At 40.2% G+C, this 16034-nt stretch carries 14 protein-coding genes; 13 read left to right on the top strand and 1 reads right to left on the bottom strand.

The window, feature by feature from the left end; all coding sequences use genetic code 11:
* The first annotated feature begins 3 nt into the window (after positions 1-3).
* From G585_RS0108290 to G585_RS0108230, 13 genes are all read left to right on the top strand, one after another.
* Complete coding sequence (locus G585_RS0108290; protein WP_022774292.1) at positions 4-1419, top strand: tetratricopeptide repeat protein; 1416 nt, start codon at positions 4-6, stop codon at positions 1417-1419.
* Positions 1420-1476: 57 nt separating this feature from the next.
* Positions 1477-2829, top strand: coding sequence for an MBOAT family O-acyltransferase (locus G585_RS0108285; protein WP_022774291.1), 1353 nt, complete (start codon positions 1477-1479; stop codon positions 2827-2829).
* A gap of 9 nt (positions 2830-2838) precedes the next feature.
* Positions 2839-3828, top strand: coding sequence for a GDSL-type esterase/lipase family protein (locus G585_RS17610; protein ID WP_022774289.1), 990 nt, complete (start codon positions 2839-2841; stop codon positions 3826-3828).
* A 14-nt stretch (positions 3829-3842) separates the two neighbouring features.
* Positions 3843-4082 (top strand): hypothetical protein, encoded by a 240-nt coding sequence (locus G585_RS0108275; RefSeq protein WP_022774288.1) that lies wholly within the window; start codon positions 3843-3845, stop codon positions 4080-4082.
* A 114-nt stretch (positions 4083-4196) separates the two neighbouring features.
* On the top strand, positions 4197-4574 hold the full coding sequence (locus G585_RS0108270) for a RidA family protein (protein WP_022774287.1): 378 nt from the start codon (positions 4197-4199) through the stop codon (positions 4572-4574).
* Positions 4575-4583: 9 nt separating this feature from the next.
* Positions 4584-5633: a tetratricopeptide repeat protein gene (locus G585_RS0108265; protein WP_022774286.1), complete on the top strand. Its 1050-nt coding sequence runs from the start codon at positions 4584-4586 to the stop codon at positions 5631-5633.
* A gap of 100 nt (positions 5634-5733) precedes the next feature.
* Entirely contained in the window at positions 5734-6531 is a 798-nt protein-coding gene (locus G585_RS0108260; RefSeq protein WP_022774285.1) for a DUF7402 domain-containing protein, read from the top strand.
* A 53-nt stretch (positions 6532-6584) separates the two neighbouring features.
* Entirely contained in the window at positions 6585-8648 is a 2064-nt protein-coding gene (locus tag G585_RS0108255) for a heparinase II/III domain-containing protein (protein ID WP_022774283.1), read from the top strand.
* Positions 8649-9303: 655 nt separating this feature from the next.
* Positions 9304-10098, top strand: coding sequence for a hypothetical protein (locus G585_RS18910; RefSeq protein WP_155827777.1), 795 nt, complete (start codon positions 9304-9306; stop codon positions 10096-10098).
* A 170-nt stretch (positions 10099-10268) separates the two neighbouring features.
* Positions 10269-11477, top strand: coding sequence for a glycoside hydrolase family 88 protein (locus tag G585_RS0108245; protein ID WP_022774281.1), 1209 nt, complete (start codon positions 10269-10271; stop codon positions 11475-11477).
* A gap of 92 nt (positions 11478-11569) precedes the next feature.
* Positions 11570-13618 (top strand): DUF2264 domain-containing protein, encoded by a 2049-nt coding sequence (locus tag G585_RS0108240; protein WP_022774280.1) that lies wholly within the window; start codon positions 11570-11572, stop codon positions 13616-13618.
* A gap of 27 nt (positions 13619-13645) precedes the next feature.
* Complete coding sequence (locus tag G585_RS0108235) at positions 13646-14248, top strand: GNAT family N-acetyltransferase (RefSeq protein WP_022774278.1); 603 nt, start codon at positions 13646-13648, stop codon at positions 14246-14248.
* A complete protein-coding gene (locus tag G585_RS0108230; protein ID WP_022774277.1) occupies positions 14221-15153 on the top strand; it encodes a TIGR01212 family radical SAM protein in 933 nt (310 codons plus the stop codon). Before G585_RS0108235 ends, G585_RS0108230 begins: the two co-directional genes overlap by 28 nt.
* Here G585_RS0108230 and G585_RS0108225 read toward each other — a convergent pair whose 3' ends face one another.
* The gene (locus G585_RS0108225) at positions 15154-16011 is read right to left on the bottom strand and encodes a MerR family transcriptional regulator (RefSeq protein WP_022774275.1); all 858 of its coding nucleotides are present in this window, start codon (positions 16009-16011) and stop codon (positions 15154-15156) included.
* Between the last annotated feature and the right edge of the window lie 23 nt (positions 16012-16034).

Raw genomic sequence — 16034 nt, 5'->3', positions numbered from 1 at the left:
CAGATGAGGTGCGCTAATTGCAACACTGAATTGAACAATACCGACATTTGTCCGGGATGCGGAAGAAATGTCAGAACATACAAGAAAATGGTCAGCCTTTCCAATAGACTTTATAACGAGGGACTTGAAAAAGCCAGTGTCAGAGACCTCTCAGGTGCTGTTGCTTCCCTTCGCCAGAGTCTTAAGCTGGACAAGAATAACATTGATGCCAGAAACCTTCTTGGACTTATTTATTATGAGACCGGGGAGGTTGTTGCTGCGCTTTCAGAATGGGTAATCAGTAAGAACCTTGAAACAGGTGAGAATACCGCTGATTATTTTATGGATACAGTCAGAAACAGTCCGGCCAAGCTGGATGAGATCAATCAGACAATAAAGAAATTCAATATTGCTCTTAATTATTGCAAACAGGACAGCCTTGACCTTGCTGTAATACAGCTTAAAAAGGTGCTTTCACTTAACAGCAATTTTGTTAAAGCACATCTTTTGTTATGTCTTTTGTATCTAAAGAGCGGTAACTGGGATAGAGCCAAGGCAGAGGCTGGCAAGGCGCTTAAGCTTGATACTGGCAATATTATGGCCAAGAGATATCTCAAGGAAGCTGATGATATGCTCCTTCCAGGTGAGAGCGGCAAGCTTGTTTCTGATATAGCTGCAGATGCTGATGACGTTATAAGATACAACAGCGGCAATGAGATGATCATTCAGCCGGTTAAAAAGACTGCAATTACAAGAACAGGATCCATATGGGGAATTGTTCTTGGAATCATTTTGGGAATCGCTGCTTCATGCTTTTTGATCCTTCCACAGAGGATTGCGGGAATCAATTCCAATAATCAGGAAAAGATAACTCAGATCAGTGAAGAGTCTGATGCAAAGTCAGCGCAGATAAATGATTATGAACAGCAGATCAAGACTCTTAAGAGCCAGGTAGAGGAACTTGAGGGTCAGGTTTCAGGCTATGAGGGTGCAACTTCCACATCAGCAGCCATGAATTCTCTTATGCAGGCTGCGTCAATTTACCTCAAGGATTCAAGCGACGTGGATGGAATAGCGAAAGCCCTTGCTGACGTTGATCTTACTGTGATAGGTGATGATGTTTCAACTGAATTCACAGCGCTTTATGATAATCTTATGGTGCTTGTAGGCCCACAGCTTGCAACATCATATTACAATACCGGATACAGTGCCTATAAGGAAAGTGATTATGAAACAGCTATCAGCAATCTTTCCAAGGCATATCAGTATGACAATACCAATGTGAATACATTGTATTATCTTGGTAATTCTTATTACAACAGTGGTGATATTGCAAAGGCCAAAGAGGTCTATGATGAGGTCATCACAAGGTTCCCTGAGACAAAGAGCGCTCAGGAGGCTAAGACCAAGCTTGCAGAAATTAATAATTCTGATGGTTGATTAAGCAGATTGAGGCGATAGAAATATCGCCTTATTTTGAAGGAACATAGTGGGGAAATGATAAATTTTTCGGATTTAGGTTTTATATTCAGGTTTTTGCCTGTATTTCTAGTAGCATTTTATCTGACTCCCGTTTCATATAGAAGCGTTACGCTGCTTATCGGGAGTCTGACGTTTTATGCCACGGGAGATTTAAAGGGGCTTGCAGTACTATGTATAGCCGTGATTGTTAACTACTTATTTGGGAGAGCTCATAAGGGGGAGAAGAATAAGTTTCTTCTTGCGTTTATTGTATGTCTTGATGCTTTAATGCTCGTAGAGTTTAAGCTTCTTTCACAATTTGTGGATAATTCTTTTATGCCAATTGGAATCAGCTTTTTTACCTTTAAGATGATTTCCTATCAGGCAGATCTCTACATGGGAAAAATTGATGAAGAGCCGCGCTTTGTCGATGCTGCGGCTTATTTTTGCATGTTTCCACAGGTGGTTTCGGGACCTATCATGCGCTTTTCTGATTATCAGAAAAAGTCATATTTTCAGGAAAAAGAGGATATTTTCTCAGCAATAGAAGATGGCCTGAGGTTCTTTGTCGTGGGGCTTGGAATGAAAGTTCTTTTGGCAGATCATCTGTCTATGCTGTGGAATGATATAGGAACTATAGGCTATGAGAGTATCTCAACTCCTCTAGCGTGGATTGGTGCAGTTACTTATACTCTTGAACTTTACTATGATTTCTGGGGATATTCACTTATGGCTGCAGGAATCGGCGTAATGTTGGGATTTCCGTTTATTGTAAACTTTGATCAGCCCTACAGTTCAGTAAGTGTGTCTGAGTTTTACAGAAGATGGCATGCTTCTCTCGGGTCCTGGTTTAGGGATTACATCTATATTCCTCTTGGCGGAAGCAGAGTAGGAGATATGAGGATTGTTTTAAACCTTTTTGTGGTTTGGCTTATCACAGGTTTTTGGCATGGAGTGACACTAAACTTTATTATTTGGGGACTCATCCTCTTTGTGATAATTGTGTTTGAGCGATTTGTAATGCTTGCAAAGATGCCTGAAATTGCCAGGAAGGTACTTGGCAGATTCAATGTGCTGGTACTTATTCCACTGACCTGGGTAATATTTGCAATTTCTGATCTTAAGGGGCTTACAGATTATTTTAAAAGACTGTTTCCTTTTTTTGGACAGGGAATATCTGTAAATGGAAACGATTATATAAAGAATCTTGGTATTTATGGCGGATTCCTGGCAGTGTCAATTGTTCTTTTGCTTCCGGGATTATATAAATATTTTGAGGTAAAGAGGAAACATCCGGTATTTACTGTGTTATTATTTGTGCTTTTCTGGGTTTGCGTTTATAGCTTATCCAATGCTGCCGGTAATCCATTTATGTATTTTAGATTTTAAGGAATAAAAATGAAACTATTAAAGACGTGCCCTCTCTTAATGGGGGTAGTGATCACAGCAATCATAATATCGATATTGTCTTTTGCACTGAAGGACACTGTATACAGTGAGTACGTAAGTCCTGAAGATATTGATACGCCTATCCTTGCCAGCTTTTTTAAAGCTGCTGCGGATGGAGTTTTTCCGTGGACAAAAACAAATGTGGATTCCTCTGATTCTTTGGCAGAATATGTGGAAAACCTTGGAGATGATCAGATGGCAGAAGGTAACCAAAGTCCTGATGATGACCTGCTGGTAAACGAAGACATATCAGGAAATGGCGCTGATGCAGATGATTTTGATGTATCAGAAAATGATGTTTCCGGCAATGATATTTCAGGCAATTCTGAGGAAGTGTATGAATTTACTCAGGTTGATGATGACTATTTTACGGATGCTCTTTTTATCGGAGACTCCAGAACAGTTGGACTTTCTGAGTACTGCGAAGAATTGGACACAAGGGCTACATTCTATTCAAAGATTTCTTTGACTATTTACAATGCCATGAACACTGAGTTCATCAAGACTGAGAACGGCAAAATTACTGTTGATCAGGCTCTTTCTGAGAATCAGTTTTCCAAGATATATATCATGCTTGGACTTAATGAGATTGGAACAGGAACACCTGAGACGTTTGCCGAGGCCTACAAGGCTGTGATAGACAGAATTCGTGAACTTCAGCCAGATGCGATCATATATATTCAGGGCATCATGCACGTGACAGAGAAAAAGAGCAGTTCAGATAAATACTTTAATAACGACAATATAAATACCAGAAATATGGCGCTTTCAGAGCTTGCAGATAACAAAACTATCTTTTACATAGATATGAATGAAGCTGTTGATGATGAAAACGGAAACCTTTTAGCAGAGCTTTCTTTTGATGATGTTCACCTCAAAGCTTCTTCATATGAGAGATGGCATCAGTATTTGCTTGCAAATGCTATTGTTAAGGAATAAGGGTAGGTGTTAAAATGGCTAGAGAAATGACTTTTAAAATGGAAAGACCCGGACTCCTTAAAGAGGGAGATCATGTGACGGTTACAGAAGGTGTTCTTCCGAGTAACTATTACTATACGATAGATCCATCCCTTGCAATGTCAGGCAATTTCCCCTTTAGAGAGCGAATGCTTGAGAGGGAAGGCGTAGTGACAAAGGTTGAGGAGAACGACAGGGGTTTCTATGTGACTGCCGTCTTTGAGCAGAGCACTTAATGAGGTAGTTTCGAATTTAGTGCGAGCCATGGGTGAACACTTGGCGAGGAATTTTCGAGCCTAGTGAGAATCCCAAGAGCAGAGCACTTAAGCGTTTAAAGAGGAGGATATGAAATGGATTACATCAGTACAGAAAAAGCACCAGCAGCTATAGGACCATATTCACAGGCAATCAAGGCAGGGGATTTTCTTTATGCTTCAGGACAGATTCCGATCAACCCTGCAAGTGGGGAAATAGACACAACTACAATCGCTGATCAGGCAGACAGAGTTTGCCGCAACATTGGCGAGATCTTAAAGGCAGCAGGAACTGACTTTGAGCACGTAGTTAAGACAACATGCTTTTTAGCTGAAATGAGCGATTTTGCAGCATTCAATGCTGTTTACGAGAAGTATTTTACAGGAAAGCCTGCAAGAAGTTGCGTGGCAGTTAAACAGTTACCTAGAAATGTGCTTTGTGAAGTAGAGGTAATTGCTTATCTTGGGGAGTAATAAGAGCTTATGAAGCGCGGAATTGTTGCGGGAGCGTTATCCCTGACTATTTTGCTTTCAGGTTGCGGGAGCCTGGCCGGAAGACACAGCATTGATTCCGGTTTTGCTTATATTGAGAGCCACGAATATACCAGTGCTCTTGAGAGCTTTGAGGAAGCAGAAAAAAATGGCGAGGATGCGTGCCTTATCCATAGAGGTAAGGGAATAGCATATCTATATAGCGGCGAGTATGAGCAGGCAGCTGAGGAGCTGCTTTCTTCGCTTGCATCGGATGAGGGAATAGTTGATGATATGGACTTTGACACCAACTACTACCTTGCTGAGAGCTATATGAAGCTTGGAGAATATAGCAAGGCAAAAGAGGTCTATGATGCGATAATCGGTCTTCGAAGCGGAGACATCAATGCGTATTATCTGCGAGGCACTTGTGAACTATCCTCAGGTAATCATGACTCGGGATATGCTGATTTTACCAAGGCTATATCTCTTAATCCCAAGGATTATTCTATGATCATCATGATATATAAGTCCCTTGCTGAGAATGGTTATGAAGAGGAAGGAATTTCCATCATTACCAGGGCTTTGGAAAATGGCAGTGAGTACATGACCAACTATGAGAAGGGACAGATTTCTTTTTATCTTGGGAACAATGCTGATGCGCAGAGTTACCTCGAAGCAGCCAGAAGTGAAAGAGACCAGGAAAAAGAGCCGGTAGTTCTTTTGCTGGGACAGACTGGAGAAGTTCAGGGTGATTATAACTATGCCATAAGCGTTTATAAGACCTATCTTTCTGAAAACCCTAGCAGTGCAAAGGTCTACAACCAGCTTGGAATGTGTCAGATAAAGCAGGGCGACTATGAGGGCGCAGTTTCTTCTTTTCAGTCAGGAATAGAGATAAACGATAAGTCCCTGAATCAGGCGCTTATGCTCAATGAGATAACGGCCTATGAATATATGGGAGAGTTTGGGCTGGCATCTTCTTTGATGACAACATATCTCCAGGAATATCCACAGGATGAGGCAGCAGTTAGAGAAAACGTATTTTTATCAACAAGATAAATGTTTTTATCAAAAAATATTAGAGTAAGATTAAAAAATCCGCAGTTTGTGCGGATTTTTTGACTATAAAGTTAAATGAAGAGGATTTGGAGGAGTAGGTATGAAAATAACTGTATTTAATGATTGGGATCATGTGCCTAAGGCAGAGTATGAAGGTGAGAAAAATGTAGTACTTGCCTGGGACGGTGAGTATAGAAAGGGAGATGTTATTGAGTTTTCAGGACTTGTTCCCGGAAAGTTTTATGTCGTAAAGGTAGATGCAGCAGTTGATACTTCTTTGGTGCTTGTAGACCAGGAAACTGTTGATTTTGTAGTTCCTTTTTATGAGAAGAAGACAAGCTATAATCCCCTTGCTTTCTTTGGCAACAGACATGTTGTTACAATAAGAGAAGCTGAGGATTATGAAGTTAAAGGCTATAGGAATATTGCTCTTAATCCTTTTGATCAGCATGAAGTGTCAGGAGTTTATCCACATGCAAGTGCCAATGTTGAAACAAGAGGAGAAGCTGTTTTTGCCGCAAGGAATGCGATAGACGGCTGCATAGCAACCCTCTCACACGGTGAGTGGCCATATGAATCCTGGGGAATCAATAGGCAGGATGATGCTGAGTTTACTTTGGATTTTGGAAGAGAGGTTGACTTTGACAAGATAGTTCTTTATACAAGAGCTGATTTCCCACATGATAACTGGTGGGTAGAAGCTACTTTCACTTTTTCTGATGGAAGCAGCGAAGTTGTCAAAATGGATAAAAAGGTCGCAGAACCACATGTTTTCAACATTGAGAAGAAAAACATCAGGTGGATAAAACTTGGAAAACTGATAAAAGCTGATGATCCAAGCCCATTCCCTGCACTTACACAGATAGAAGTGTATGGAACTGAGGCAGGAGTGAATTGATTAAAAGTATCTGAACAGAATAAAGATAAATTCACCCTAAATGAGGAAAGCAGATGAGTAATCGAACTTTAATACAGAATTTTTTTAGGAAAAGTGAAGGATGCAGCATATATACAAAGTATCCTGATATTTCAGACAGAAACAAATGGGAAGGACTTTCTGACTCCCTGAAAAAGAGACTTGTGCAGGCTGGCGAAGAGGTTATGAAAGAACCATGGACACAGCTTCTTATCTCAGATTTCATGGAATTTAAGAAATCAGGAAACAGAGTAAGGTTTGAGGATAAGTATTTTCCAAGGAGAAGGAAATTAAATAAGCTTGTTCTTGCCGAGTGCGTTGAAAATAAAGGGAGATTTCTAGGGGATATCCTTGATGGACTATACCTCATCCTGGAGGAAACTACATGGTGCCTGCCACCACACACCAGCTATGTGCGTGATGGAGTGCAGGAGAATATGCCTGATGTGACAAGGCCGATCATAGATCTCTTCGATGCAGAGTCAGGTGCAGAAGTTGCTTTTGCAGAGTATGCTTTAAGACCTGTATTAAATGAGATAAGTCCTTTTATCAGTACTTATGTCAATGAAAGACTTAAGGAGAGAATATTTACCCCATATTTAGAACAGCATTTTTGGTGGATGGGAAATGGCAAGGAATCAATGTGTAACTGGACACCATGGTGTACACAAAATGTTCTGATATGTGCGCTTACCAGGCCGGAGGGCTTTTTTACAGAAGAGGAAAGACGGGCATTTGTTGAAAAAGCTGCCAAATCCTGTGACTACTTCCTTGACGAGTATGGCGAAGACGGAGGATGTGATGAGGGAGCTCAGTATTATTCCCATGCGGCCCTTTGTCTTTTTGGATGTCTCGAGCTTATGAGCGCTGTTCTTGGAAATGGGAAGGAAGGCAATAGTTCTTTTGCTGACGTATTCAAGGAAAAGCTTATTAGAAATGTTGCCAATTACATAGTTAAGATGTATGTAGGTAACGGGTACTATGTGAATTTTGCTGATTGCAGCGCTCTTGCCGGAGGAAGAACTGCAAGAGAGTATCTGTTTGGAAAGGCAACAGGTGATAAGGTCCTTTCTACTTTTGCAGCTCTTGATTTTCAAAAAGAATCTGAAGAGGAAAAGCTTGTCAGCAGTGAGATAAATCTCTTTTACCATTTTATCCAGGCTTTCGCCTTTGACGAGATGATGAGTGTTACGGGTGAAGCTGGAATACCTGAAGATGCCTTTTTTGAGAGTGTTGGGCTGATGGTGGCTCGAGACGGCGTTTATACACTTGCTGCCAAAGCTGGAGACAACGCAGATAGTCATAATCATAATGATGTTGGCTCTTTTACCATATATAAAAATGGAAAGCCTATGCTCATTGACCTTGGAGTTGGAACTTATACACAGAAGACTTTTTCTGATAGAAGATATGAATTATGGACAATGCAGTCTCAGTTCCACAATTTGCCTACTTTTATTGATGAAGGATACCTGACTGGAGATGAGAGCGGCGCGTTTGAGGGAAAAACTGAAGCATGCGGAAAACAGTATTTGGAAGAACTTGGAAAAGATGCTGCTGCAGATGTGTATAATTCAGCATTTATAATGCAGCACGCAGGTGAACAGTTCGGCGCAAGGGATGTAAACTGTATTCTGTGCATGAATTCAGAAGATAATTTTGCTGATGAAGTATGCTCCGGAAAGCATATATCCTCTTTAGCTATGGATATCGCAGGTGCTTACGGTGATGAGCGCATCAGAAGCTATAAAAGAATTGTAAGTCTGTATAAAGGTGAGGGTGTTTGTGTTGAGGATACCTATGATGGCGATCTTAATGCAGTTATAAGTCTTATGACTTATGAAAAGCCGGAGATTGAGGTGCTTTCTGAAGATGGAAATTGTGAGGATAGCCCAAGTGATGGCCCCGCATCATGCAAGAAGAAATTTTTGGTGCGCATAGGCAATCTGGGATGCGCAGAGATAAGTGGCGTAGTATCAGCCACTGTTAAAGCATATCCAATAACTGATGAGAGGCTTTCTATCGCCTGGAAGCACGATGTATACAGAGTGCTTTTAGAGATGGGGCCTTCAAATAGGCTTGAAATGAAGTTTAGATGATGAAACAGGGTGCAGTTGCAGATTTTAAAGCAACTGCACCCTGTTTTTGTAATTGGAATTTCTTAAGATTAACATATTCAGACAACTGCACCCCAGTTTTCTGTTTTTGTTTTCCTGTGATACCGATATTGATTTAACTGCACCCTATTACATATTGGAGACATTGGCTATACAACATGTTTTAAATCAAGTGCACCCTTTTTAGAGGGTGCACTTGAACAAGAAATCTAATCACAGGAAAGAGTTAGTTGAAAAAAAGGGTGCAGTTAAATAAAAATAAGCTGTATAGGAAATGGTTTTAGAAAAAATAGGGTGTAGATAAACTATTTCTACAATAATAGGAAATAAGCTTGACTTTAGAAGTTGAAATGTGTTATTTTCATCAAGTTGTTTATTTATTTAAATCTTGATGCCTAATCTGGCATGAACAACGTTATTCGCAAATCGCGAGACTATTCATATTAACAAACAGAGTGCATGTGATGATAACTGCACGAAAAGTGACAGCAATACTAGGTATATAAGTAGGGACTAAGAAAAGAGAAGGAGAGAAACCGCACATAATAAAGAAGAAAACAAATAAAGAAAACAAATAAAGAAAACAAATAAAGAAAGCAAATAAAGAAAGCAAAATTCTAAGAGAGTAGGAGTGAATGTGGATATTGAAGATGCTATGATGGCAGAAAAAAGAGTGCTGCTTAAAAAATTAAACATTTATCAAGATAAATTTGAAAGGGGAAATTTTCCTGAAGGAAGAATACAGATAAATAAAAATGGCAGGGGTTATAAGTATTATCAGGTAATTCAAAAAGACCGGAAAATCACAAGGAAATACTTAAAGAAGGATAAAATAGAAATCGCAAAAAGTCTTGCCATAAAGAACTTGCTGCAAAAGCAGATAAGTTCGACAAAGATGGAAATAGCAGCCATTGATGCATACATAAAAAGACATCCTAGAGAGACACCAGCGAGGACTATTAAAAATCAACCTGCATATAGGAAATTGATAGATATACCATCTTATTTTGGCGCAGAATGCGATGATAATTGGGATAAGGCAGAGTATGAAAAATCAAATAAAAATCCAGAAAAATTGAAAATTGCCACTTTAAAAGGTGACCTGGTAAGGTCCAAAGCAGAGGCAATGATTGCTGATGCGCTATTTCGAAATGGAATTCAGTATAGATATGAATGCAGATTAAAAGTTGGTAATGAATATTTTTATCCGGATTTTATTGTGAAGAATAAGAGAACCGGAAAAATATATATTTGGGAGCATTATGGAATGATGGATGATCAAAAATATATAAGCAAATATATATATAAGTCAAAAGCATATGTAGAGAACGGCTACGTGATGTCTTTAAACATGCTTGCTACATTTGAAACAGAAAAGATACCTTTAGATTCAGTAGGCATTGACAGGGTTATAGAAAATTACTTGCTATAACCAAAAGTCATGCATTTAGTGACAAAATCCTGTTTAGCTAAAAAATCGCAAGATTTAATATAAAATATACATTATTTTTTGCTCCAAAAGACGGTACTATATAATTTGGTGAATTGGGTAAGAAAAAACTAAAGCAATTCAACTATGCAATCATGTTTTGGAGGAAGATTATGGGATTTATCAGTAGCGAAGACTTACAGTGGGTCAATGACACATTGAAAAAAATAGAAGAAAAGATGGTTCCTGTTACAGAGAGAAACAGGAATAAGATACCATATACTACAGATGAAAGCGGCAGATTTGATGACAGATCAGATAAAAAAGAAATCTGCTGGTGGACTAATGGCTTCTGGGGCGGAGAAATGTGGCAGCTCTATAAGCTTACAGGTAATGATATGTTTAAAGAAGAGGCGCTTCAGGTAGAAGAAAAGCTTGATGCAGCGTTTCTTAATTATAACGGAATGGACCACGATGCCGGCTTTAGATGGCTTCCAACAGCTGTCATCAATTACAAGTTAAATAAAGGCGAGGAAGCAAAGAATAGAGGATTACTGGCAGCAGCAAGCCTTGCAGGAAGATTTAACTTAAACGGTAATTTCATCAGGGCATGGAATGACTGGGGTGATGGCAGAGATACTACAGGCTGGGCTATTATCGACTGTATGATGAATCTTCCGCTTTTGTACTGGGCTTCTGATGTGCTTGCAGATCCCAGATTTAAAAAGATTGCCATGGCACATGCAGATACAGCAATGAAGAACTTTATCAGAGAAGACGGCTCAGTAAGACATATCGTTGGCTTTGATCCATTTACCGGAAAGTTCGACAGAGAGTATGGCGGACAGGGATATGGCGAAGGCTCAAGCTGGACAAGAGGACAGAGCTGGGCAGTTTATGGATTTGCCCTTAGTTATATTCATACAGGTGAAAAGAAATATCTGGAAACTGCCATAAAAGTTGCAGATTATGTACTCTCTGAGATGCCTGAGACATTCCTTGTTCCAATTGACTACAGACAGCCAAAGACGGATAATCTTGAGGATTCTACAGCAGCTGCAATAACAGCAGGTGGATTAATTGAGATTGCAAAGAGCCTTATGGGAGTATATTCCGTTAAAGAGTCTGATGCTCAGAACGATAATGAATTAAATATTGAAGATGACAAAGAACGTGCCCAAAAGTACCTTGCAGCAGCCGTAAAACTCTTAAAAGCGCTTGATAGCCATAGCTGCGACTACACTTTAGACAGAGATAACCTCCTTACCAGAGGCTCAGTTGATTATCATGGAAATGGTCACCATATGGCCATTATCTATGGTGATTATTATTACATTGAGGCACTTATGAAGCTTAACGAGAGCGCCCTTAATGTATTCTGAACGAATACTATGACAGCTTAACTTGAAAATGTCATAAGCAGTTTATTTCTAAAAAGAATAATATATATTGTCAGAGTATAAGGAGCAGCACCATGAAGTTTACACCTACAAAAACAGACTATGAACTTAGTCCTTACACAGGTCTTACAAGAGATAGCTGGATAGAGGCAGCAGAATATCTTTTATCAGGAATATTTGGAAATATCAAAAGCATAGAGGATCCGGTAGTAATGCCAAGGTATGAGACTGAAGTTACTTACCCCTCAAAGGATGCACCCATGTGGCGCTACAAGGCTGAGATATTTGAGGGACTTTGCAGATCCTTCTTTATTTCAGCACCTTTAATCCACATCAATCCTGATCTTGTATTAAATGGCATAAACGTAAGAGATTATTATAAGAAGCAGGTTTTATACGCAGTTACAAAGGGTGAAAAGAACTACGTATTAAACTATTCGGATATGAAAGAGCTGGATAAGAGTGGCAACCCATGTGCATGTTTTCAGCAGACTGTAGAGACAGCAGCCCTTGTTATTTGTCTCTGGCTTTCAAAAGATGAAATATGGGAGACCTACACAAAGGAAGAAAAAGACAGAATTGCTGCCTTTTTAAGCGACTTTGCCCATTCTAATACAGTGCCTCAGAACTGGCGTCTTTTTAACATGCTTGATCTGGCGTTTCTTAATATGTACGGTTATGAGATTGATGAGGACATCATGCGTGATCACGCCCAGAACATTTTAAATTACTATGTTGGTCAGGGCTGGTACAGAGACGGACAGTCCTTTGACTATTATTCATGTTGGGCTTTCAATATGTATACTGCAATCTGGAATCAGTGGTATGGATATGAAAAAGAGCCATATATCGCCAAAAAGTTTGAAGAAAACTCCAATGAACTCATGAAGACATATCCACTCTTTTTTGACAGAGATGGATTTACAAATATGTGGGGAAGAAGCGGCATCTACAGAAATGCAGCTACAAGTTCATTTGACGGTAATCTCCTTATGAACAATCCCGCTATAGATCCAGGACTTGCAAGACGGATCTGCTCAGGATCACTTCTGCAGTTCCTTTCAAGAGATGACTTTTTGTGGGAAGGCGTACCAACACTTGGTTTCTATGGTCCCTTTGTTCCACTTGTGCAGCCCTATTCCTGCGCTGAGTCTCCTATGTGGCTTGCTAAGGCTCTTTTGTGCCTGCATCTGCCTGCTGACCATCCATTCTGGACAAGCAAAGAAAACATTGGCCCATGGGAAGATTTAAAAGAAAATGAGACACTTGTCACAACCCTGGACGGACCAGGACTTTGCATGGCTAACCATGAGGCAAATGGTATTACAGAGCTTAGAACTGGTAAGATGGTAAAAGATAAAACGGACCTTCATGGAATCTGGAACTATGGAAAGCTTGTTTATAACACAAAATTCCCTTGGGACAGTGTCAATAAGGATGGAGTTCAGTCCCAGCAGTATGTTGTGACTTACCTTGACGAAGAACATCCTGTGGGTATTACTCCCAATGCATGCTTCTGGCATGGGGAGAAGGATGGCGTGCTCTATAGAAGGCATTTCTTTGAATATGAGACACAGACAGAAACTCATTGGAGAACAGCCATAAATATCGCTGATTTTGCAGTTGCTTATGGAATCATGCGTGCAGACAAGATCCGCATGTTCAGAAGGCCGATTCGTATAACACTTGGCGCTTTTGGATTCCCTGATAATGGAACTGAGGTTATCAAAAAAGAGAAAGACGGATTTAAGGCTGTTATTCTAAAGGGCCATGATCATACAGGAAAAGAAAAGCAGTTAGCCTTTACGATTATGGATGGTTGGGATAATATAGACCTGATACACAGTAAGAATACCAACCCTGACAGTGAGAATTCCATTATCCTTTATGCAGATACCAAGAGGGAAAAGCAGTATGGATATGAGCCATATTTCCTTATTTCTCAGGTGATCACAAAAGAGAGTCTTGAAGACTTTGCAGATGATGATATTTTCCCTGTAAAGGCCATAGAGTACACAGATCCTCAGAAATGCGGAGGCTATGGGCCGGTTACGATCCTTCTTAAAAACGGAGACAGCAAGGTCATTGATTTTGAAGGAATAGAAGGTAATCTTCAGCTGTAATCCAAGTAACATCACCTGGAGGACAAAGTGAGTAATAACGGCAGCTATAACATAAGGCTTGCAACCGCTGATGATGCAGAGGCACTTCTTGATATTTACAGGTATTATGTTGAAAAAACAGCTATAACCTATGAGTACGAAGTGCCGACTGTAAGCGAGTTTAAGAGCCGTATAGAAAAAGTTCTTGAGGATTTTCCGTATCTTGTTGTTGAGGAAGTCTCAAGCGGAAATGACACTGAGAATACAGGTAATACCAGGATTGTTGGCTATGCTTATGCCAGCAAATTCCATGAAAGGGCAGCTTATCAGTGGTGTGTTGAAATGTCCATTTATCTCGACAAAGACTGCAAGAGGAACGGACTTGGAAGAGCCCTTTATGAGGAACTTGAAAAACGTCTTAAAGACATGGGAATCCTTAATCTTTACTCATGCATCGGATATCCTGAAAAAGAGGATGAGTATCTGACCTATGATAGTGTCAGATTCCACGAAAAAATGGGTTATAAACTTATTGGCCATTTCCATAAATGTGGATTCAAGTTTGGTAAATGGTACGATATGGTCTGGATGGAAAAAATCATCGGCGAACATGGGGATGCTCCATGCATCATAAACTATCAACATTCTTAAAAAATACATATGGTGAAAAGATATATCGCCTGTCTCTGACTTCGGGTTGCAGTTGCCCAAACAGGGACGGCTCTATTATCATGCCAAATGGCGAGAGGTCTTTTCATGGATGCACATTTTGCTCTGAGGGCGGTTCTGGAGATTTCGCGGTTCCTGTGACCGGCATTGGGGTAAGGCAGTTGAATGAGCAGTTTGAACGAGCCAAAGATAAGGTGCGCCAAAAAACCGATGCAAACAAGTTTATCGCCTATTTTCAATCCTTTACCAATACCTATGGAGACGTAGACAGATTAAAAGAGCTCTATAGCGCTGTCATAAAAAGAGAAGACGTGGTGGCACTATCCATCGGAACAAGGCCTGACTGCATAGGAAGAGACGTCCTTGATATGCTAAAAGAACTGAATCAGATAAAGCCTGTATGGGTAGAACTGGGACTTCAGACAATCCATGAAAAAACCGCCATAAGCATCAACAGAGGCTATGAGCTAAAGGTTTTTGAAGATGCCTATAAGAGGCTTAAAGGAGCCGGGATAGTTGTAATAGTTCATGTAATCTTAGGACTTTTTGGCGAAACAAAAGAAGATATGCTTGAGACGGTCAGATACCTTTCCGGGCTTACACCTGTGCTCGATGGCATAAAGCTTCAAAATCTGCAACTTCTTAAGGGAACACAGCTTTACAGACAGTACCTTGAGATGAGTGAAGCTGAGAGGCCTTCCTTTATGGATATGGAGGAATACACAGACCTTGTGGCAGAGTGCATAGCTCTTTTACCTGAGGAAACTGTGATACATCGAATGACTGGTGATGGCCCCAGAAAGCTCCTTGTGGAGCCTCTTTGGAGCCTTGATAAAAAGCGTGTCTTAAACACCCTCACCAGGAAATGTAAGGGAATCCTTGAGTGATCAGCTTTCAGGTTCCACATATATAAATAAATATTTGAAGTAAGTATGTTCTTTTTCCTTGTCATAAAGGTTAATGAGACTTATTACGTACAGATCAGAGCAGGCTTTTAGCCTGTTCTTTTTTATGTAAGAAAGCATCTTCTGGTAGGTCTTTTCAATGTCTTTTGACAGATTATCCTGGTGACAGCACAGAGCGATGCGGCCCTCAGCTGGGAATGTATCGATGTTATCTGCAGGCAGGAAAGATAAGCTTATTATGTTGTTATAAACGTAGTGCTTCTTGACGAGGTCTTCATAAGAGATGGTAACTCCTGTCGGAAAGATAGACAGAGAATCCTTGTCCACAGCTTTTTTCAGGTGAACTGAGATGTCCTCGGCGATATCAGCGGTGTGATGAGCAAAGTCTTTATTCTGAATGGGAGTTTTGCTGATACTGATTTCCGGCATTGTCTGCAAAAACAAAGAGCCCTTTTTGTGCCCTCCGAATTCCCCAAGTATCCACATTCCAAGGTGTAGCGCACTTATCTTTTTATTTATTCTGTAAAGCTCCCTCTGCATTTCAAGAATCTTGGAGTTAGTCAGTCTCTCGATTGCTTCCCTGGAGGAGTTGTGGATAAGGTCTCTGATCTCGGGAATGCTGCAGCCCGCTTGTCGCATGGTGCTTATAAAAAAGAAAGAGCTTATCTGAGATGCGGAATAGTAGTGATAGCCGTTGCTCTCATCTACTCTGGGCATGAGAATGTCCTGTTCATAGTAGTGTCTTAAAGTATCCCTTGTCGTACCACATAGTTTTGCAAACTGGCTGACAGTGAGTGAATATTCCTGTTGGTCGTTTTTGTAATTGTAAAAAGTTGTCATAAGAACCCTCGAAAAAACTTAAA

It is taken from the genome of Butyrivibrio sp. AE2015 (assembly GCF_000420825.1).
Lineage (GTDB): Bacteria > Bacillota > Clostridia > Lachnospirales > Lachnospiraceae > Butyrivibrio.
This window is presented reverse-complemented; position numbering and strand designations above follow the sequence as displayed.

Bases quoted from the DNA above. Each gene is read 5' to 3' on its own strand.
- G585_RS0108290 (WP_022774292.1), top strand. From the start codon at position 4: ATGAGGTGCGCTAATTGCAACACTGAATTGAACAATACCGACATTTGT.
- G585_RS0108285 (WP_022774291.1), top strand. From the start codon at position 1,477: ATGATAAATTTTTCGGATTTAGGTTTTATATTCAGGTTTTTGCCTGTA.
- G585_RS17610 (WP_022774289.1), top strand. From the start codon at position 2,839: ATGAAACTATTAAAGACGTGCCCTCTCTTAATGGGGGTAGTGATCACA.
- G585_RS0108275 (WP_022774288.1), top strand. From the start codon at position 3,843: ATGGCTAGAGAAATGACTTTTAAAATGGAAAGACCCGGACTCCTTAAA.
- G585_RS0108270 (WP_022774287.1), top strand. From the start codon at position 4,197: ATGGATTACATCAGTACAGAAAAAGCACCAGCAGCTATAGGACCATAT.
- G585_RS0108265 (WP_022774286.1), top strand. From the start codon at position 4,584: ATGAAGCGCGGAATTGTTGCGGGAGCGTTATCCCTGACTATTTTGCTT.
- G585_RS0108260 (WP_022774285.1), top strand. From the start codon at position 5,734: ATGAAAATAACTGTATTTAATGATTGGGATCATGTGCCTAAGGCAGAG.
- G585_RS0108255 (WP_022774283.1), top strand. From the start codon at position 6,585: ATGAGTAATCGAACTTTAATACAGAATTTTTTTAGGAAAAGTGAAGGA.
- G585_RS0108245 (WP_022774281.1), top strand. From the start codon at position 10,269: ATGGGATTTATCAGTAGCGAAGACTTACAGTGGGTCAATGACACATTG.
- G585_RS0108240 (WP_022774280.1), top strand. From the start codon at position 11,570: ATGAAGTTTACACCTACAAAAACAGACTATGAACTTAGTCCTTACACA.
- G585_RS0108230 (WP_022774277.1), top strand. From the start codon at position 14,221: ATGCATCATAAACTATCAACATTCTTAAAAAATACATATGGTGAAAAG.
- G585_RS0108225 (WP_022774275.1), bottom strand. From the start codon at position 16,011: ATGACAACTTTTTACAATTACAAAAACGACCAACAGGAATATTCACTC.